The sequence below is a fragment of the Hymenobacter volaticus genome (assembly GCF_022921055.1).
Lineage (GTDB): Bacteria > Bacteroidota > Bacteroidia > Cytophagales > Hymenobacteraceae > Hymenobacter > Hymenobacter volaticus.
In genome coordinates, this window is sequence record NZ_CP095061.1 from 913,830 (window position 1) to 932,561 (window position 18,732).

The window sequence follows — 18,732 nt, forward strand, 5'->3', positions numbered from 1 at the left end:
AAGTTGAATAAGATTCTCTATCGCACTCGCACTACGCCGGCCCCGTTGTAGCTGTGGTACTCGGCGTTGTACATGGCATCGGCGCTGACGGGACCGAGCTTGAAAGTTCCTTTGCTAACGGCGCGAGCCAGATAGTAGAACGACTTGGGGGTGGTATCGACGGTGGTGAAAAGGTTGATTCGGTCGTCGCGGACGTCGAGGTAGTCGGGTTGGGTGGCGTTGGTGACCCAAGTCAGGTCCCGAACGGCCCCGATGCGCGGATTCTCGATTTCCAGACCGGCGGGCAGTAGGTCGGTGATGGCCACGTTCTTCACTTCCCCAGCACTTTCCGCCGATTGGATGGTGATTTTGACCACCACCAAATCGTTTTGCTTGAAATAGGTAGCGCCAACCGGTGCCCCACTACGGTCTAGGAACTGCCGGCGGACTTGCAGGTACGAATCTTCTTCGATAACCTGACCGCTACGACTGATGCCTTCGGTTTCCCAGAAGTAGTAGAGGCTACCGCGGCCTTGGGTGCGCAGGGCGAGCTGGTGGTTGGCTACGTTATTTACCGTGAGGTCTTTGCCCGTGAAGTTGCCCATGGCTTTGCTATTGGCCAGAATCGTGGCCGTGACGGTGCTGCCGGCGTTTTTCTTAGCCAGCTTGCCGAGCGCCAGCAGCGAAAAGGCGCGCTCCTGCGTGTTCAGCCACTGCGCCGACTTCACTTGGCGGCTGAGCTGGCGGGCCAGCGTGTTCACTTGCGGGTTGGCCGGGTCGGCGGACAGGAGAGCGTTGAGTACCAGGGCTTCGTCGCGGATGGGGGAGGCGAACGAGCCGTCCAACTCTCGGCCGGCCATGATGGCGGTGCCGAAGCGGGTGGGTAGGGCTTCGCGGAAGCTGCGTTGGTTGCCGCCCACCGCAAAGGCGCAGGCCAGCACCCACCGCGAATCTTCGGCCAGCAGCTTGCGGTTGGCTTTGTAGTAGTTGAGCGCCACCGGGTCGGGGCGGCCGGCGAGGGCCAGCACGTAGAGCGAGTAGGCAATTTCCTTTTTCGCCAACGTAACCGGCTGAATCACGCCGCCGGTCTTGATGATGTTGTAAGTGTTGGTTTCGCGCTTTTTGGTGCGGGCTTGCAGGTAGGCTAGCACCCGATCGAGCACGCTCTTGTTCACGGCGAAGCCGGCTTGTTGGGCTTCGAGCAGGAAATGGGCAGCGTAGGCGGTGGTCCACCAGTTGTCGTAGTCGCCGCCGGGCCAGTAGCTGAGGCTGCCGTTGTACATCTGCTGCGACTCCACCTTGCGGATGGCTTCCTGCACGTGGTAGTTGGGGTTGAAGAGGCCCGCCTTGCCGGGCTTACCGGTTTTCTGGCCTAGGGAAGCCGCCAAATCCCCGTAATACAGCTGCGGGAAAGCCGCCGACACAGTTTGCTCCAAACAGCCATACGGGTATTGCAACAGGTAGCGTAGGTCCTTGGCAAACTCGGTCATCGGTGAGCGGCTCACCACCAGCTGGCTCCGCATCGACGACGGAAGGAAATCGGTCGTTAGGTTCAGCTGCTGCGTCGCGCCACCCGCTACCACGCCCGCCCCCGTGCGCTTCTGGAGCGGCGAAGCAGGACGGACGGGGAGTTCGATAGTTTCGGTGAAGGTTTCTGTGTTTCCTTTTTTGCCAACAGCAGAAATAGTGATGCTACTGTTTCCTATTGAAGGACCAGCCTTCATATGAAAGACAATCTGCTTCTCCGAGTTAGGCCTAACTAGTATTGCAATTCCTGAGAATGGAGTTTTAAAAACAGGAACTCTATCGACGCCACCTTGGTAATCAGAATCGATTGATTGGAGTGGACCTGTGAGCTTATAATTTGTAGAAACAACTATAGGCTCTTTCGTCGTGTTCGTCAGTGTCACGGGCACGTCTATCGTGTCGCCGGGGCTGAGGAAGCGGGGGAGGGCCGTTGAAATGACCACCGGGTCGGCGACGCGCATGGTTTGTTCAGCGGAGCCGAAAGCGTCGTCCTTGTAGGCGGCGGCCATAATGCGCAAGGCACCGCTAAACTGCGGCACGCGCAACTTGTAGCGCACGAGGCCGCTGGCATCGGCGGTGAGCACGCCGCTCCATTTAGCCACCAGCTGCACCCGGCGCGAAGGCACGGGCGAAGTGCGGCGCGAGAGGTCGGAAGCGTCGCCGCCCGAGGAGCTGGTACCGAGTTCGGGCAGCAGGAAGGGGTACACGTCGTAGGCGTTCACTTCGAGGGCGCGCTTTTGGTAGAAATACCCGTAGGGGTCGGGCGTACGGTAATCCTTCATTTGCAGGATGCCTTCGTCCACGATGGCCAGCGTTACGTTGGCGTTGGGCGCGGTGCGTACTTCCACCGTCTGCCACACTTGCGAGCGGCTTAGTTCGGGCGCTTTAATGGCTACGGCCAGCTTAGTATCCGGCTTCTCGACCACCAGCGGCACGAAGCCGCGGGCCACCGTCAGGGGCAGTCGGTTATCGGTGATTTCGCGGATGGCGGTAGCAGTCACGTAGATGTTCGGGACGTGCCCACCCCGGATGGGAACACTCACGCGGGCCGATTTCTCGTCGGTATTCACATAGAAATGGTCGAGCACCCGGTCTCGCTCCACGGTCACGAGCACGCGGCCGGGGAAGGGCGTTTTCAGTAGCAGACTGGCGGTTTCGCCGGGCTGGTATTTTTCTTTGTCGGCTTCAATCGTCACCTCGCCTTCGTTGTTGACTTCGAAGGCATTGCTTTGCGTGTCGCCGTAGCCGTAGGCGTACACCTGCTGCGCCACGTAGGTATCAGCGCCCGGCCGCGACACCCGCACTTCGTACTCGCCGGAGTAGCTGGCCGGAAAGCCGAGGCCTTTGGCGTTGCCTTCCTTGCCTACCGCCACGCGCTGGTCCATCACAATCTCCTCGCGCCGCTGCGAGTTGTAGACGTAGCGGCCGCCCTGACGCTCAATCACCGTTTCCCACAGCAAACGCACCACCTGCACGCGGGCCTCGGCGCTGGTGGGCACCCCGGCTGGCGTAAGGGCTACCAATTGTATCGGAATCACCTCCCGGGTGTCGAACATCTCGGGCAGGGTCTTCAGCCCGAACATGACGGCCTGCGTCTGCACCTCGAAGGTGGCGAGGCGGTTGACGGGCCGGCTGGTTTCGTCGAACACCGTGAAAAAGGCCGTGCCTTGCAGCGTGCCGAGGTCGGTGTAGTTGGGTACTTCGTAGGTAGCCGTGCCGCGGCCAGCAGCATCGGTGTTGCCTTCGCGGGTGGTGTTCTCGAAGCGGCTGCTGAGCGGGGTGGCTTGCTGGTTGTTGTAGCGGCCTCGGCGCTGTTCGCCAGTACTCAAACCAAAGGCGTAGTCCTCGAAATTCTTCGGGTTGAAGGCCTTTTCTTTCAGTGCAAACTCCACCTCAAACTTGCGGTCGGCGGCGGGCGGACCGAACAGGTTTTGGGCCGTGATTTGCGCGGAAACTGATTGGCCGGGCTTCACCACAGCGGGCGAGGCCTTTACGGTCACCTTCATGCGGTCCGGGATAAACTCCTCCACGCTCACCTGCCGCGAGGTCAGCAGCACGTCGTTGCCGGTCAGCACTTCCATGGTATACGTGCCGGTCATGATGCTTGGCGGCAGGATAAAGCTGGCTTCGAAGCTCCCGGCCGCCGTTAGTTCTTTGCGTAAGCTGGCGTATTCCTTGCCGGTGGGCAGCAGCAGCCTGATTTTGACGGGCAGCTTGGCCACCGGGCTTTTCCAGTCTTCGGTCCGGATGATGGTATTGGTGCGGATGGTGTCGCCGGGGCGGTACAAGTCCCGGTCACCGTAGAGGAAGGCTTGGTAGCGGGCGGCGTTGCTTTGCAGCCCGCCCACCTCGAACCGCGATGTTTCGACGCGGCTGCCAATCAAGTCCAGAAACGTGAAATCCGACTCGCGTTGCGCCACAATCATCCCGAGCTTGAAGCGGGAGTTGGCGGTAGTCGTATCGAATTTCGCTACCCCGTCGCGGTTGGTGACGCTGGTGCTGATAACTTGGTTGTTGGTACTCACAAAGCGTATTTCCACTCCCGACAGCGGCTTGGCCGTGCGGATGGAGTTGGCAAAGACTAGCGTGCTGCCGCTCTTACCCTGCTTCACAATCATGCCGATGTCTGATACCGACACCAACTTGCTGACTTGCAGCCACTGCCGCTCGGTGTCCTGTACTTTCACCACGTACAAACCCTTCAGTCCGCCCGAAAACTCCAGATCCTTCATATCCAGGTTCAGCAGCCGCAGCCCCTGCGTCTTCGGCAGGCCCGACACGGTGTAAGTGCGCTCGTTGAGCACATTGCCGAGGTTTTCGATGTCATAGTAGCGGTAGGAGCGGTCCACGTACTCGCCGTCTTCGCCCTCTCCCTCGCTCTCCCCACTTTCCTCGTCGTATTCGGGGTAGCCGTATTGCTGCTCGCCGCGCAGTAGCTGCTGGATGTTGTTGGCGTAGACTTTGGCAATGGTCACCTGCACCTTTTCCACCTCGTTGATGCGAATACCGAGGTTGCGCGTACCCAGTGCATCGAGGTACATAGCCTTATCGGCACTGGCGAAGCTGATGGTCGGCTGTTCGGTCGCGAAGCTGACAGTTTCGGTGACGCCGCTGGCGAGCTGGCCGCCGAGTGCGCCCGGCAAGCCTTGCGCTAAGCTGATCTGGTAGGTTTTGCCTGCCTCAAAACCGCCTTTCAGCACGAAGCCGCTTTCCAGCTCTTCCACTGAAAACGCAACCGCTGGCACCACCGTGAGGCCACTTTGCAGATTCGCCTCGCTCACCGGCTGGCTGGTCTGGACCGTGACGATGGGGTCGGCGGTTTGCAGACTGCCCACAATGGAACGCACTTCCAGCGCCTGCTGGTCGGGCACCGGCACGCTGGTGGTGTACTCGCTGGTAGAAGCTCGGTCGCTGCCCACGGCGCGGAGGCCCTGCGCCAGCGCCACCGTCAGCGGGCTACCCGTCCGGACTTCTTGCGTAAGGCCCACGCTCACTTTCTGGCCCGGCTCGGCGCTGCGGACCTCGAAGGCCACCGGCTGCCCGTCCTGCGTGACGCGCAGCAGCGGCTTCACATCCGAAGGCCGCACGCTGTAGTTGAAGGGCAGTTCCAGGCGCATTTCGGCCGTGCCCGCCGCCCGCGTAGAGCGGCCCCAAAACGCCTGCGGCTCATTCAGCGCCAAGAATGGCGTATGAAACTTGCGGCGGTTTTCGGGTAGCGTCAGTTTCTGCTTGTTGGTAGGCAGTGTGACGGATTGCAGCTCAGCGGTAAACGTAGTGCTCGGTCGGAACGGCGTGAGTGGCGAAAACACCAGCTCCCGGTCGGAAGTCCATTTGAACTTGCCGCGCATGGCGGGCTGGAATTTCACGTACTGCACCGTGTCCCACCGGGCCTGCTGATCCTTGCCTACTACGGCCTCATCGAAGAGAAAAACCAGGTTCTGATACGGGTCAATTTCCTCGCCCTCGGGGCATCTGCGCGGTCGGTACCAGGCTTAGAGCAAGCGCACAGCAATGCCAACAGCACCAGCAGCGGCAGGCGAGAAACGGTTCGAAACAACATGATAGGGAGGAGCTTGAAAAGACTCCGGAAGGTATATAAAAACGGCGATTAAGCTATGTTATGTATAGATTTGAGAACGAATCAAGTTTTGAGTAAATAGAGTATATGAGTGTTGTAACTAACCTTATCATTGCTTTCTCCACATCAGAAGGTGAGGAGAATATTATTGCACAACTTAGACGTTTTACACACCATAATTCGCCTTTCTACATTGTGTCAGCAAGGGACGAAAAACTACCCCAAGACTGGTATGGTGGTAGTAAACGTTTAGAGTGCTCATTATTGATTGGCGCTTATAACCATCTAAATTTAAACGAGCTAATAAGCTTTATGCGCACGATGAAGTGGGAAGCACCAGAATGGGCGCAGCTAATTGTGAGGGAGGAGGAAGACTTTAAGTTTCGAATAGTTGACCTGTTTCCAGAAGAGCAGTAACACCGGAAATACCGTTTTTTGACTACTCCTCAAATACCCGTTCCCACTGCAACTGCAAGCCCGGTAATGTATGTACTGGCATATCGCCGGGGGCAAAATAGGTGCCGCGTGATTGGTAGCGGCCATTTTCCAGCACGTAGGCCGCAATGCTTTTTTCACCGGGGAATACTATCCAATATTCTGTCACGCCACTTTCCTCGTAGAGGTCAAACTTCTCCTTTGTATCGTAAGCCGCTGTGCTTGGCGAAAGGATTTCAATAATCCAGTCAGGAGAGCCGAGGCAGCCTTTGTCATCTAGTTTCGCGGGGTCGCAGACTACGCATATGTCTGGCTGCACAACAGTGGTAATCTGTGCATCACCGTTAGGGCCTGCAGTAGTTAAGCGTACATCGAAAGGAGCATGATATACCTCGCAGCGCTGATCAAGGAGGTGCGTATACGTAGTGGCAAAGAAGTAACCGGATATTCGTTGGTGGACGCGGCGTGGCGCCGGGCTCATACGACGAACCTTGCCTTTGACTAACTCCACAAGTTCATCAAACTGCCACGTCAGATAGTCAGCGTAGGAATACGTTTTGCTGACATCGAGTTGGGAAAAGCTGGTGATAGGGGGCATAGCACAGATGAACTTCGGTGGTTAGTAAAGATACGGGAGCAGCCTATATTCGTCGGAAAATCAAAGTGCTTATGCCTGCTACCTTCCTCGTTGCGCCCGGCTTGGGCAATTCTGGCCCCGAACATTGGCAAACCCATTGGGAACAGCACTACGGCTACCGGCGCGTGGAACAGCATAATTGGGACCAGCCCGTTTGCGCTGATTGGGTGCAGACGCTTGATGCGGCGGTAGCGGCGGCCGGTCCAGGAGTAGTATTAGTAGCGCACAGCTTGGCTTGCGCTACTATCGCGCATTGGGCGGCCACAACCCAACATTCTATAGCTGGCGCCTTATTCGTGGCTCCCGCCGATGTAGACCGGCCGGACTTGCCGCCGGAAGTAGCTGACTTCCGCCCGATACCACTGGCGCAACTGCCATTCCCGAGTATCCTAGTGGCCAGCACCAACGACCAGTACATGACGCTGACGCGGGCAGAGCAACTTGCCAAAGCGTGGGGTAGCCGGCTGGTGAACGTGGGTGCGCTAGGCCACATCAATTCTGAGGCTAACCTAGGTTTATGGCCGGAAGGACATAGGCTATTAATGGAATTAGTGTGACCCCACCCCCGGCCCCTCTCCCGAAGGGGAGGGGCCGGGGGTGGGGTCACCGCACTTGGCCGGTGCCACGGACTAGCCATTTGTAGCTGGTTAGCTCTTCTAGTCCCATGGGGCCGCGGGCGTGCAGCTTTTGGGTGCTGATGCCGATTTCGGCGCCGAGGCCAAACTGCCCGCCGTCGGTGAAGGCGGTGGAGGCGTTGGCGTACACGGCAGCGGCATCAACGCTGTTTAGGAATTGCTCGATGTGCGCGGCGTCCTCGGAAACTATGGCTTCGCTGTGCTTGGAGCTGTGGGCGGCAATGTGGGCTAGAGCTTTATCTAAACTGGCTACTGTTTTAATGGCCATTTTCAGCGACAGAAACTCGGTACCGAAATGTTCGGGCGCGGCTGGTTGCAGGAGCTGGCTAGGGTAGAGGCCGCGCAGGGCGGCGTAGGCGGGCTCATCTGCGTAAATAGTCACGCCAGCTTGCGCTAGGGGAGCGGCTAGCGCGGGCAGGTCGATGAGGCGGGCCTCATGGAGCAGCAGGCAATCCAGGGAATTGCAGACGCTTACGCGGCGGGTTTTGGCGTTGGCGATGATGGCGCGACCTTTGGCTAGGTCGGCGGTTTCGTCGAAGTAGGTGTGCACGATGCCTGCGCCGGTTTCGATGACGGGTACTTTGGCATTCTGGCGCACGTACTCAATCAGCCCCTGGCTGCCGCGCGGAATTAGTACGTCCACGTAGCCAACGGCAGAAAGCAAGGCTTCGGTGGCTTGGCGGTCGGGGGGAGCAGGGTGGCGCAGTAGGGAAGTAAATCGTGGCGGCAAAGGACCTCGTGAATCACCGAAATGATGGCTTCGTTGGAGAAGCTGGCGTCGGAACCGCCTTTGAGCAGGCAGGCATTGCCGGTTTTCAAACACAGCGCTACCACGTCGAACGTCACGTTGGGGCGGGCTTCGTAGATAATGCCGACTACGCCAAGCGGCACCCGAACTTTCGAGATTTGTAGGCCGTTGGGCAACTCCTGTTTCAGCAGCACCTTGCCTAGCGGCGAAGGCAAAGCGGCCACGCTTTCTATGTCCTGCGCAATGCTTTCGAGGCGGGCGGCCGTGAGTTGCAGCCGGTCGTAGCGCGGGTCGTCGGGGGCCATGCGGGCCAAGTCTTTCTCGTTTTCACGGAGCAAAAACGGCGTCTGCGCAACGGCGGTGGCCGCCAGGTCGAGCAGGAGCGCATTCACCTTTTCAGGCGCGAGTAAGCCGAGGGTACGGCTCGCTACCTGCGTGGCTTGGAAGCTGGCTTGTAAATCCATAGCGGAAAGATCGGGAGAAGGGGCCGGAGTACTTTTGATAGGTAACTCAGCTGATTTCTGAATTCAAAAAAAGATAATCGTAGTGCACCAGCGGCTTCTGGTTTTGCAGGCCTAGGCGTTCGAGGGCCTTGTCAGAGCCGTATTCGGCTATGCCAATGCCAATGGGCTTGCTGCCTTCGTCGAGCAGCCGGATAATGTCGCCCTTCTCGAACGTGCCGATGATGCCTAGCACGCCCACCGGCAGCAAACTGGTGGCCTTGCCCGGAGTGGTGAGGGCCACTTTGGCACCGGCATTTATTTGCACAGCGCCCTTGGCGGCCGTTTCGGCGTGGGCCAGCCACTTTTTCTTGCGCGATGCCGTTTTGTTGGGTATGAACTTGGTGTTTACCACTTCCTCGCTCAGGATGCGGGGCAGGATGTTCTGCGTTTTGCCGTTGGCAATGTGCACTGCAATGCCCAACTGCGCCACTTTGTGGGCCATGTGGCACTTGGTTATCATGCCGCCGCGCCCAAACTGTGAGCGTTGGGTGGTGACGAAACCGGAGAAGCTGGTCGTGGTCGGCTCGATTACCGGAATCAGTTGCGCGCCGGGCGCTTTGGGGTCGCCGTCGAAAATACCGTCTACGTTGCTCAAAATCAGCAGCGCGTCGGCGTCCAGCATCGACGCGACGAGGCCGGCCAACTCGTCGTTGTCGGTGAACATCAGTTCCGTAACGGAGATGACGTCGTTTTCATTGACCACCGGGATGATGTTGTTTTGGAGCAGCGCCCGGAAGCAATTTTGCATGTGCAGGTAGTGTTGCCGGTCCCGGAAATCCTCTTTCGTCACTAGCACCTGCGCGCACACCAGTTCGTGCGCCCGAAACAGCTCGGCATACGTAGCCAGCAGCTTCACTTGGCCTACCGCGGCCAATAGTTGGCGGTTGCTCACGGCATCGGCTTTGTCGGAAACCGAAACCAAGCTGCGCCCCGCCGCCACTGCCCCCGACGATACCACAATCACTTCCTTGCCCTCTTTTTTGAGGCTGGCAATCTGATCCACTAAGTGTTGAATGCGGCCCCCATCGGGCAGGCCATCTTCTTGCGTGAGGACGTTGGAACCGATCTTAACGATAATTCTTTGGTACGAAAGGGCCATGTTGCACGAGGTTTCTGCGCTGTTAAGGTAGGGGAGATTTGCATGGCCACGTTGCTATTTTCCTCGTTTATGGTGCATGCTTCCTCTCCCAATTGCGGTATGCGGACTGCTCGTAGCGGTGCTAGGTGTTGCGGCCTGTGAGCAGCACAACTCGCAGCGCGGCGTTATTTCCACCCACTCTACTTCCCAACCCCACCAGCTTATGCGTGCCGATCAAAACCGATTGTATGCGGATGTGAAGTTTCTGACTTCCCTGCAACCTGCGCGTCATTACCGTAATCTGAACTCTCTGAACGCGGCGGCCGACCATATCAAGGCCGTTTTTCTAGGTTTGGAAAGCGGCCACGTGGAAGAGCAACCTTTCAAAGCCGACGGTCGGCAGTACCGCAACATCATCTGCTGGTTTGGGCCGGCTGATGCGCCGCGCTTGGTAGTAGGTGCCCACTACGACGTGTGCGGCGACCAGCCCGGCGCCGACGACAATGCCAGCGCCGTGGCCGGATTGTTGGAAACAGCTCGTTTGCTGCAACACCTTGGCTCCAACCAGAAGTACCGCGTGGAGCTGGTAGCATACCCCAATGAGGAGCCGCCCTACTTCGCCACCGAGTACATGGGCAGCGCCGTGCACGCCAAGTCCTTGCACGAGGCCAAGGTGACCGTGCGCGCCATGCTTTGCTACGAAATGATTGGCTACTTCCGCGACGAGCCCGGCTCCCAACGTTTTCCTAACGAGCAAATCGCCGCGCTCTACCCCAACACCGGCAACTTCATTACGGTGGTAGGCCGCGTGGGGCAAGAAGGCTTCACACAGCAGGTGCAGGAACTCATGAAAGCCCAAGCCGTTATCGACGTGCAGCGCATCAATCTGCCCGCCGAAATGGGGCTAGCCGGTCTGTCCGATCATCGTAACTACTGGAAATATGGCTACGATGCGCTGATGATCAACGACACGTCCTTCCTGCGCAACCCCAACTACCACCTCCCCTCCGACACCATCGACACCCTGGATTTCCGACGGATGGCAGAAGTAGTAAACGGTGTGTATGCGGCAATTATGGGTTTGTGAGGCCTTATCTGTTTCAATTTGCAGAGGGTGAATAGGGTTCCAAATTGGCTAGGCAGTATTTTGCGCTCATGCTCTCCCACCCACACGAAATCTTCTTGGAAGTGGCCCGACAGCTCAGCTTCACCAAAGCCGGACAGACGTTGTTTTTGAGTCAGTCGGCGGTGAGCAAGCAGGTAAAGGCGCTGGAGGAATATTACAAGACTGGCCTGTTCGAGCGGCTTGGCAACAGTATAGTTCTCACGCCAGCCGGCGAACTGCTGTACAGCAAACTGCTACTGGCTAAGCAGCTGCAGCATGAGTTGCATCAAGAGTTCACGGCACTCAGCAACGACTTCTCGCCGCAGGTGCGCATGGTGATTGGGGCTAGCACCACCATTTCGCTTTACGTTATTCCGCCGGTGTTATCGGCCTACTTGGCCAAGTACCCCAACACCCAACTCACTCTCAAAAACCGCAACAGCGAGAACATCCTGAAGGCGCTGCTAGAGCACGAAATCGACCTTGGCATTATCGAGGGCATTCACAAAGTCAGCAACGTCACCTACACGCCCTTGCTCACCGACGAGGTAGTGGCCGTGTGCTCCCCTCGCAACCTCATCTACAAACAAGAACTCACGGCCCGTGAGCTGCTAACAGTACCCGTAGCCCTGCGCGAAACGGGCTCCGGTACGTTAGCCGTGCTGGAAGAAGCCTTAGCTGCGCGCCAAATCAAGCTAACCGACTTGCCAGTGAAAGTGCGGCTCGGCGGCACGGAAGCTCTTAAGAATTTCGTGCGGGTGGATACCTGTCTAGCTTTTCTGCCGCGGCAAGCGGTGCTGAAAGAACTGGAATCTGGCGAACTGCAAGTGGTGCGCATCCGTGACCTGAATCTGGTACGACACTTCGATTTTGTGCAGCGCAAAGGCACCGAGAACAATGTGCCTTACAAAAGCTTTGTGCAGTTCACCCGGCGCTACTATTCCAAAATGGAATAGCCTATTCCAAATAGCAGTTTGTAAAAGGAATAGCAACCGAGGAGGTTTGCGTAGAAATCTGCGCCATGAAAACTCTCCTTGATACCTCAACCCGCTTGCACGAGTTGCACTGCGCCGCCTGCCACACCGCCTACTCAGCCTTCACGATGCAGCGCGTTTCGGAGTGCTGCGCGCAGCCTCTGCTGGCCTCCTACAACCTAGCCGAACCCCTGCCGCGCACTATTGGTATCGACACCGCCGAAAACTCGATGTGGCGCTACCGTTCTTTGCTGCCGCTTTTCGATGATGCGCAAAAAGTCAGCTTGGGTGAAGGCTGGACGCCGCTGCTAGAAATGCGCCGCCTTGGTGCCCGCTACGGTCTGCACGATTTGCGCCTGAAAGACGAAGGCCAAAACCCTACGGGCTCCTTTAAAGCCCGCGGCCTGAGCATGGCCGTTTCGAAAGCCAAAGAGCTAGGGGCCACCGGCTGCATTATTCCGACGGCTGGCAATGCCGGCGTAGCCATGGCGGCCTATTGCGCCCGCGCCGGTCTGCGGGCCGTGGTCGTGATGCCTCGCCACACGCCCAAAGCCTTTAAAGAGGAGTGCTACTGGTACGGCGCCGAAGTACACCTCGTCGATGGCCTCATCAACGACTGCGCCGCCCGCGTCCGGGAGCTGAACGCCAACAATGAATTACTCGATGTTTCAACGCTGAAAGAGCCTTACCGCCTTGAGGGCAAGAAAACCATGGGCTACGAGTTGGCCGAGCAACTTAACTGGCAACTCCCTGATGTGTTGCTCTACCCCGCTGGCGGCGGTACTGGCCTTATCGGCATCTGGAAGGCATTTCGCGAAATGCAAACCCTTGGCTGGCTTCCTGCTGATGCCAAACTGCCGCGCATGGTAGCAGTGCAAGCCGCCAACTGCTGTCCATTGGTGGAAACCCGCGCGGGTCATCAGCCCAACTGCCACGCCTACGTCGGTCAGCCCACCATTGCCAACGGCTTGGCCGTACCGCGTCCGCTTGGCGAGCAACTAATGCTACAAGTGCTCGATGAGTCGCAAGGAACTGCTATCAGTATCACCGATGAGCAGATGCTGGAAGGCATGCGCGAACTAGCGCAACTGGAAGGCCTGTTTGTGGCCCCCGAAGGCGGAGCCGTTTGGATGGCTGCCCGCCAGTTGCTTGAAACGGGTTGGCTGAAACCCGATGAGCAGATATTGCTATTGAATACCGGCTCCGGCCAAAAGTATATGGACAACGTGGAGGGCCGCTACAAAGAGTAGCGCAGAAGCGGCTCAACGGGGAAACAACCCAACTAGTGTAACGAAAGCCTTAGTAAAGCAGTGCCATCGGCTCAACGAGTGGCATTGCTTTACTAAGGCTTTTCATCGTTATGGAATCTATTGAAAGTGGATTCTCACAGCATTTACATTTTACTTATATGGTAGGTATTTTGAAGGAGGTTAAGGCAGGAAAAGAAGTAAATAATGATTCAAGGGATATAAAATAGGGGTGTTATGCTAGTATTTACATAGTGTTTGTCTATTTTGGCCTTAGAAAACTAGGTCAAACTCAACTTTCTGCTATGAATTCAGCGTCCAAGCGAACCAATAACCTAAGTCTGTACTCCCTGGTACTATTGGTTGGCCTGACCTTAGTCTCGGCCTTTGTCGATGTGGCGCATCCTGCCGCGGCCCCGGGGTCTTTCAATGCCGCTGATGTGGCTTGGATGCTTACCGCCACCGCTTTCGTCCTGATTATGACGCCGGGATTGTCGTTCTTCTACGGGGCATGGTTCGCCCCAAGAACGTCATCAGCACCATGCTGCAAAGCTTCGTAGCGTTGGGCGTGATATCCATTGTGTTTTACTTCGTGGGCTTCTCGCTGAGCTACGGCGACTCTTGGCACGGCATCATCGGTAACCCGCTCACGTTTGTTATGCTGCGCAACGTGGGCACGGCCACGCACCCGCTGCTGTCGCCCACGATTCCGTTTATTCTCTTTTTCGCGTTTCAGCTGAAGTTTGCCATCATTACACCGGCCCTCATTACAGGTTCTTTTGCCGAGCGAGTGCGCTTTAAGGGCTATTTGGTCTTTATGGTGCTATTTTCCTTGTTCATCTACTGCCCGCTGGCCCATTGGACTTGGCATCCGGAAGGTTTCTTGCGCAAGTGGGGTGTTCTTGACTTTGCGGGCGGAACAGTAGTACACATTTCGGCTGGTATTGCCGCTTTAGCCGGAGCCACCGTATTGGGTCGCCGCGCTACGCACCTCACGAATACAGTGTTTTCAACTCCCAACGTGCCCTATGTGCTGTTGGGTACAGGTTTGCTGTGGTTTGGCTGGTTTGGTTTCAATGCCGGTTCGGCCCTCGGCGCCAATGAGTTGGCCGTAACGGCTTTCGTGAATACCAACTTGGCCTCGGCGGCCGCTCTGGTAGCTTGGATGCTAGCCGATGTAGTGCGGGGCGGCAAGCCAAGCGCCATGGGTGCTTGCATAGGCGCCGTAGTTGGTTTGGTTGCCATCACGCCCGCCGCTGGCTACGTGACGTACGGGCAGAGCTTATTGATTGGCGTAGTAGCGGCCTTGATTAGCAACGTGGCCGTGCATTGGCAAAACAGCCGCACCACCATTGATGACACGCTGGATGTGTTCCCGTGCCACGGCTTAGGTGGTATTGTAGGTATGCTGCTGACCGGTGTTTTCGCCGACAAAGTGGGCTTGGTACACGGCACGGCCACGGTATTCGGTTACCACGTATTGGGCCTCGTGATTGTGGTAGCTTACTCGTTCGTGGGTTCTTGGATCTTGCTTAAGCTGACGGACCGGTTCTTCGGCCTGCGGGTGAAACTACAGGAAGAAGCACTAGGCCTCGACTTGAGCCAGCACGAGGAGTCAACGTACCATGTAGACGAAGACTTTGAGCGCACCTACCGCAAAGAAGTTGCGAAGGAGAGCGTATAGAACACTTGCGCGCTAGCTTCCGCCAACCGGAACGGCAACCAGGTGAGTAGGGGAGGGAACATGAAAGCCGTCAGAGGGGGATCTGACGGCTTTTACATTTCTATACACCTCGTTTTGCGCTAATAGTAAGACCGTCAGCGGCTACAACTTCGAGCTGTTTCTAGCTTAAGGCAGTGCCCCACATAAACAGTACCCAAATAATAGTCATAAGCCCCATGATTCCGCTGTGAAGGTCGCCGGCAACATGGAGTGCCTGCAAAACTGCTCCCGAAGCACCTAGCACCAGCAACGCGGCGGCCGCGGCAACAGCCCAACGGCGGGTGCGCTCGGCTATAACCGGCCGTAGAGCTACCATGAGCGGGAAAAGAGACATCAACAAACTAGTGCCGAGCACACCAGTCCAGGCGAAATCCGTAACCGCGGACACAACGAGCAAAGCGGCCCCGGCCCCGGCAGTTCCCATAAACACCAGGGCCTGCCGGCGTTGCGCGTCGGAAAGCGCGTGGCGGCCGTAGGAGTTAAGCTGCAACAAGCCATTGAAAATAGGGTCGGCAAACCAGCTCATGAACACCAGCGGCAAGTAAAAAGGTAGTAGAAATGGCACGAATCTGACCAACACGTAGATGCCAATGAACATCATGCGGCGCGTGCCGTCGCTCAAGTTTTGAGTCCAGACGCTGAAGCGTAAGAAGGCGCGGTAAATCCAGTACCTTGCTTTCAGGGCCTCCACTAATCCTTCTCGGGCGTACTCCGAGGTGGGGCGTAGGCGCAGTGCGTCGCGAAAATGGTCGAGGGCGAGGTGGTGCTGACCGGCTTCGAGGGCTACCCAACCGGCATCGGCGTGGGTGCCGGCATCATCGGGGTTGTAGTGCAAAGCCTGCTGCAGCGAATCGGCGGCATCGGTGGGGCGACCCAAGCGCGCCAGGCAACGGGCCCGCAAGCTTAGGCAGTCGACGTGCTGCGCATCATAGTAAAGACCGGCTTCAGCGGCTCGCAGGGAACCTTCCCACTGACCACGCTGAAACCGGATTTGCCCCAACATATGGTGGTAATTGGGGTCGGTAGGGTCTAAGGCCAACGCTTGCTCAATGGCTTGCTGAGCCGCTGGTAACCGTTGTTGCCGCTGGTGGGCTAGGCTAAGCAGGTAGTAAGCAAAGTCGTATTCCGGCGCCAGCCCAATAGCCGTTTCAATTTCCTGCTGACCCTGCGCCACCTGGTTCAGATCGAGCAAGGCCATGCCTAGCCAGGCGTGCGCCAACGGATTGTCGGGGTCTTCTTGCAGTGCCCGGCGCAGTTCCTGCTCGGCTTGCGTGGCGCGCCCCTGGCGTAGTAGCAGTAAGATTCGGTCGGGCCAGGTGGGTTGTTCCATATAGAAGTATAGAGAAATAAAGGAAATAGCGGAAGCTTAGCCAACCATACTATTCGGCGAATCGTGCCGTAGGCTGCGAATACGCCAGTAAAGGAGTACGCCGTTGCACAGAAGCAAAGCAGGTGGACTCCAGGGCCATAAAAGCGACGAGAAGGTACAAGCTAGCGTCGCGGCTAGGCTCAGAAAAGCCACCAGCAGCCAGCCTACTGGCGATTTTGTGGGCAGCGGCATATCAGTAGCCGTCTTCAATGCTTGCCCCATACCCATTATCAGTGCGGTAAGCCCTCCTGTTAATCCTGGTCCTAGTGCGCTTTCAGGTACTCCTAACTTTAAAATAATCCATATCAGGGACGGTAGCAGGGCAATTACCAGCAGAATAGCAGAAGCAATAGTGCCGTAGCGATGCAAACTTTCGTGCAAGTAAGACGGAGCATCGGCAGGGCGGTTGCGCAACTGCCGCACCTGAGGATGCAAGCGCCAGTACACGGCCTCAAACCCCACGAAAAGCAGAATAGGAACACACAATAAGGAAAGCGGAATCCAGATCAGCAGAAAATGACCCCAAGCACGCAATTGCCCTTTCTTGGTTCCTTCCGAAATAGAGGTCATGTACACATCAAGGCGCCTCGCCAAACGCCCCGGCCCGAACTGGTAGCGTAGCGCACGAGTCAGTCCTTTATGAGCATCCGCTTCATCAGGTGCTAACCGCAATACCGCCTCGAAATGTGCTTGCGCTTCCGCAAAGTGTTCTTGGCGTAGGGCTTCTTCCCCTAATAGCTTGTGTGCCAGTGGTAATTGGGGGTGCGCTTTCACCAGCTGCCGCAAACAAGCTTGTAACAAAGACCATTGCTGCTGATTGCGCAATGCGTTTGCGAGTTGGGTTAAGCATTCTACATGCGTCGGGTCGTAGCTGAGCCCCGCTTCGGCCGCTGCTTGTGCCTCCGATGACCGATTGAGGGCATTGAGCAACCAAGCCTGAATGCCCAAGTACTTGCTACTAACGGAATTGAGCCGCAGAGCTTGACGAATAGCGTTCTGAGCGGCTTCCACTTTGCCTTTGCGGGCCAGCGCCAAAGCAAGCAAATAATACGCTTCACTTTCGGCCGGATTGAAGCTCAAAGCATTTTCAGCGGCGTCTATTGCTTCTGTTTCCCGTTGCTGCCGAAGAAGCGTGAAGGCTAATAGCACGTGTGCGTAGGCGTCCTGCGGATAGGTTGCCAAGCGCCGGCGCACTAACTGCTCGGCCTGCGCCGGACGCCGCACGGCCAATAATTGCTGCACCGCCTCCTGCCACCGGTCGGTGCGGATAGTTTCCATGTCCATACAACGTGCCGGCTACGCCGAGGGCTTCTTGATGCCTAAGTACACCAAGATGTCGTCGTACACACCGCCTTCATTAGAGTAAAGCGCGTAGTTTTTGGCGGTGGCAAACCATTCGCGGGTGCTGGCGCGCACTTTGCCGGCAGCATCGGTCAGGGTGGCCTGCTCTAGCGGCAAGGGCTTGCCGGCTTTCATGGATTCACGCAAACGGTTTTCCACGGCTACGTCCACTACGGCTTGTAGGTCGGCGCCGGAGTAGCCAGCGGTTTGGGCAGCTAGCTTGCGCAGATTTACAGAGGGCGCCACGGGTTTGCCCCGAAGCAGCACTTCCAGCACGGCGGCCCGAGCAGCTTCGTCGGGTGGAGTGACCAGCAGAATTCGGTCGAAGCGGCCGGGACGACGGAAGGCGGAATCGAGGTGCCAGGGGGCGTTGGTGGCAGCCAAAATCAGTACCCCGTCGTTGGAAGCGGTGGCGCCGTCTAGTTCAGCTAAGAACTGGTTGATAACGGTGCGGCCCGCGCTTTGGCGCAAGTCGTGGCGGTTGGCCGCTAGGGCGTCTACCTCGTCGAAAAACAGTGCGCAGGGCGCTTGTAAGCGGGCTTGCTCGAAAAGCTGGTGTAAGTTTCGCTCGCTGTTACCGAGCCACATATCCAAGATGTCGTTGATACCAACGTGGATAAACGAGGCCTTTACCTCGCCGGCCGTAGCACGGGCCAAATAGGTTTTGCCGCAGCCGGGCGGACCGTAGAGCAACAAGCCGCCGCCGGTTGCTTTGCCATACGCTTTATACAGATCGGGGAACTGCAACGGATGGATAATTTTCAGCCGGATTTCCTCTTTAAGGGCCTCCATGCCGCCCACATCCGAGAAGTTAATTTTCGGCTTTTCAAGGCCCCCGAACAGCGCCTGCTCGTCCGTGACGGGCGAGTTGGTGAAAGGCGCCGCCGTGGGCGGGCCGCCGTGCGCGGGTTGAGCCGGGGCCCGTTCGCGCAACTTGGCTGCTAGCTCGGCATCCTCTAGCGTGGGGTTGTGCTGAAGGGCAGTTTCGTAGGCTTCGCGGGCGGCCACTAGCTGGTTGGTGCTGGCCAACAGCTGAGCGTGCAGCAAGTGCGCTCGGGCGTGGTCGGGAGAGGCTTCGAGCAGTTCTTCTACTACCACAAAAGCCGCCGACGTTTTGCTCAGGCCAGCATAGGTTTTAGCCAAGCCCAATTGCAGATCAGTGTCGGTGGGGACTTGGCGCAGGCCAGCCCGGTACAAGTCTTCGGCTTCGGTTAGCCGGTTGGCTTCGAGCAGCAAACCACCCACGTGCTTGCGCAACGGCAGGTTGTCGGGCGAAAAAGATAAAGCGTCCAGCAGGGGTTGAATAGCAGACGGATCAGGCGATATAGCCATAAATAAAATGCTAATTGGTAA

At 57.4% G+C, this 18,732-nt stretch carries 13 protein-coding genes and 1 pseudogene; 6 read left to right on the forward strand and 8 right to left on the reverse strand.

Annotated features, from left to right (window positions below):
- Nucleotides 1-17 precede the first annotated feature (17 nt).
- Nucleotides 18-5,372 (reverse strand): alpha-2-macroglobulin family protein, encoded by a 5,355-nt coding sequence (locus MUN86_RS04030; protein WP_245122043.1) that lies wholly within the window; start codon nucleotides 5,370-5,372, stop codon nucleotides 18-20.
- Nucleotides 5,373-5,671: 299 nt separating this feature from the next.
- Between MUN86_RS04030 and MUN86_RS04035 the strand changes: the two genes are divergently transcribed.
- On the forward strand, nucleotides 5,672-6,001 hold the full coding sequence (locus tag MUN86_RS04035; protein ID WP_245122046.1) for a hypothetical protein: 330 nt from the start codon (nucleotides 5,672-5,674) through the stop codon (nucleotides 5,999-6,001).
- Between the two features lie 22 nt (nucleotides 6,002-6,023).
- Here the strand turns inward: MUN86_RS04035 and MUN86_RS04040 are convergent, their stop codons facing one another.
- Nucleotides 6,024-6,617, reverse strand: a complete 594-nt coding sequence (locus MUN86_RS04040; protein WP_245122050.1) for a Uma2 family endonuclease — start codon at nucleotides 6,615-6,617, stop codon at nucleotides 6,024-6,026.
- 71 nt (nucleotides 6,618-6,688) lie between these two features.
- Between MUN86_RS04040 and MUN86_RS04045 the strand changes: the two genes are divergently transcribed.
- The gene (locus MUN86_RS04045; protein ID WP_245122053.1) at nucleotides 6,689-7,213 is read left to right on the forward strand and encodes an RBBP9/YdeN family alpha/beta hydrolase; all 525 of its coding nucleotides are present in this window, start codon (nucleotides 6,689-6,691) and stop codon (nucleotides 7,211-7,213) included.
- Between the two features lie 46 nt (nucleotides 7,214-7,259).
- Here MUN86_RS04045 and MUN86_RS32665 read toward each other — a convergent pair whose 3' ends face one another.
- The 3 genes from MUN86_RS32665 to proB are packed head-to-tail and all read right to left on the reverse strand — an operon-like array spanning nucleotide 7,260 to nucleotide 9,641.
- Entirely contained in the window at nucleotides 7,260-7,955 is a 696-nt protein-coding gene (locus MUN86_RS32665; RefSeq protein WP_441319116.1) for a glutamate-5-semialdehyde dehydrogenase, read from the reverse strand.
- Complete coding sequence (locus MUN86_RS32670; RefSeq protein ID WP_441319117.1) at nucleotides 7,922-8,503, reverse strand: aldehyde dehydrogenase family protein; 582 nt, start codon at nucleotides 8,501-8,503, stop codon at nucleotides 7,922-7,924. The genes MUN86_RS32665 and MUN86_RS32670 overlap by 34 nt, the downstream gene beginning before the upstream one ends.
- 46 nt (nucleotides 8,504-8,549) lie before the next feature.
- Nucleotides 8,550-9,641, reverse strand: coding sequence for a glutamate 5-kinase (proB, locus tag MUN86_RS04055; RefSeq protein WP_245122056.1), 1,092 nt, complete (start codon nucleotides 9,639-9,641; stop codon nucleotides 8,550-8,552).
- Nucleotides 9,642-9,717: 76 nt separating this feature from the next.
- Between proB and MUN86_RS04060 the strand changes: the two genes are divergently transcribed.
- From MUN86_RS04060 to MUN86_RS04075, 4 genes and pseudogenes are all read left to right on the forward strand, one after another.
- Entirely contained in the window at nucleotides 9,718-10,707 is a 990-nt protein-coding gene (locus MUN86_RS04060) for a M28 family peptidase (RefSeq protein ID WP_245122059.1), read from the forward strand.
- Between the two features lie 68 nt (nucleotides 10,708-10,775).
- On the forward strand, nucleotides 10,776-11,681 hold the full coding sequence (locus MUN86_RS04065) for a LysR substrate-binding domain-containing protein (RefSeq protein WP_245122061.1): 906 nt from the start codon (nucleotides 10,776-10,778) through the stop codon (nucleotides 11,679-11,681).
- Between the two features lie 65 nt (nucleotides 11,682-11,746).
- Complete coding sequence (locus tag MUN86_RS04070) at nucleotides 11,747-12,949, forward strand: threonine synthase (RefSeq protein ID WP_245122063.1); 1,203 nt, start codon at nucleotides 11,747-11,749, stop codon at nucleotides 12,947-12,949.
- Nucleotides 12,950-13,251: 302 nt separating this feature from the next.
- A pseudogene (locus MUN86_RS04075) lies at nucleotides 13,252-14,630 on the forward strand (ammonium transporter).
- Nucleotides 14,631-14,790: 160 nt separating this feature from the next.
- Here MUN86_RS04075 and MUN86_RS04080 read toward each other — a convergent pair.
- From MUN86_RS04080 to MUN86_RS04090, 3 genes are read right to left on the reverse strand one after another with little or no spacing between them, the layout of a single operon-like run.
- Nucleotides 14,791-15,999: a tetratricopeptide repeat protein gene (locus MUN86_RS04080; protein WP_245122066.1), complete on the reverse strand. Its 1,209-nt coding sequence runs from the start codon at nucleotides 15,997-15,999 to the stop codon at nucleotides 14,791-14,793.
- A 36-nt stretch (nucleotides 16,000-16,035) separates the two neighbouring features.
- Nucleotides 16,036-17,316, reverse strand: a complete 1,281-nt coding sequence (locus MUN86_RS04085; RefSeq protein ID WP_245122068.1) for a tetratricopeptide repeat protein — start codon at nucleotides 17,314-17,316, stop codon at nucleotides 16,036-16,038.
- 18 nt (nucleotides 17,317-17,334) lie between these two features.
- A complete protein-coding gene (locus MUN86_RS04090) occupies nucleotides 17,335-18,711 on the reverse strand; it encodes an ATP-binding protein (RefSeq protein ID WP_245122071.1) in 1,377 nt (458 codons plus the stop codon).
- Nucleotides 18,712-18,732 lie beyond the last annotated feature (21 nt).

Excerpts from the sequence above, each read along its gene's own strand:
- MUN86_RS04035 (WP_245122046.1), top strand. The coding sequence starts at position 5,672 with ATGAGTGTTGTAACTAACCTTATCATTGCTTTCTCCACATCAGAAGGT.
- MUN86_RS04040 (WP_245122050.1), bottom strand. The coding sequence starts at position 6,617 with ATGCCCCCTATCACCAGCTTTTCCCAACTCGATGTCAGCAAAACGTAT.
- MUN86_RS04045 (WP_245122053.1), top strand. The coding sequence starts at position 6,689 with ATGCCTGCTACCTTCCTCGTTGCGCCCGGCTTGGGCAATTCTGGCCCC.
- MUN86_RS32670 (WP_441319117.1), bottom strand. The coding sequence starts at position 8,503 with ATGGATTTACAAGCCAGCTTCCAAGCCACGCAGGTAGCGAGCCGTACC.
- proB (WP_245122056.1), bottom strand. The coding sequence starts at position 9,641 with ATGGCCCTTTCGTACCAAAGAATTATCGTTAAGATCGGTTCCAACGTC.
- MUN86_RS04060 (WP_245122059.1), top strand. The coding sequence starts at position 9,718 with ATGCTTCCTCTCCCAATTGCGGTATGCGGACTGCTCGTAGCGGTGCTA.
- MUN86_RS04065 (WP_245122061.1), top strand. The coding sequence starts at position 10,776 with ATGCTCTCCCACCCACACGAAATCTTCTTGGAAGTGGCCCGACAGCTC.
- MUN86_RS04070 (WP_245122063.1), top strand. The coding sequence starts at position 11,747 with ATGAAAACTCTCCTTGATACCTCAACCCGCTTGCACGAGTTGCACTGC.
- MUN86_RS04080 (WP_245122066.1), bottom strand. The coding sequence starts at position 15,999 with ATGGAACAACCCACCTGGCCCGACCGAATCTTACTGCTACTACGCCAG.
- MUN86_RS04085 (WP_245122068.1), bottom strand. The coding sequence starts at position 17,316 with ATGGAAACTATCCGCACCGACCGGTGGCAGGAGGCGGTGCAGCAATTA.
- MUN86_RS04090 (WP_245122071.1), bottom strand. The coding sequence starts at position 18,711 with ATGGCTATATCGCCTGATCCGTCTGCTATTCAACCCCTGCTGGACGCT.